This window comes from Enterococcus sp. C76 (assembly GCF_040886985.1).
GTDB classification, from domain to species: Bacteria; Bacillota; Bacilli; order Lactobacillales; family Enterococcaceae; genus Enterococcus_B; species Enterococcus_B lactis.
The window spans coordinates 1-302 of record NZ_JBFOEY010000072.1 but is presented as its reverse complement, the minus strand read 5'-3'; the positions used below and the strand labels follow the sequence as shown (position 1 = coordinate 302).

Sequence of the window (302 nt, the reverse complement as noted above, 5' to 3'; positions counted from 1 at the left end):
GCATATCAACAAAGTGGGTATCAAGCAGACCGTCGGTCAAAATTTGGACTTGTCCAAGCAGGTGAGCATGGCACGTTTCGTGATTCAAGCAAAGAACAAACATTGTTTGATTATACAACAGAACATGCCTTTGACGATCAATTGGTGCCCGATCAATTGGCTTTGCGTGCGACAGAATTACAACCGACGTCTTCAGAGTATGAGTTTGCCGGGTGGCAAGCACAAGGCAATTATTCAACGTTGTTGGAACAAGTCGCAGGTACCTATGTGGCCCAATGGAAAAAGAAAACCGATCAAACGGC

General features: G+C 45.4%; 1 protein-coding gene. It reads left to right on the top strand.

The genetic code is table 11. The features are described from left to right. A partial coding sequence (locus AB3I00_RS14800) for a hypothetical protein (protein WP_368025641.1) occupies positions 1–302 on the top strand: 302 nt, incomplete at both ends.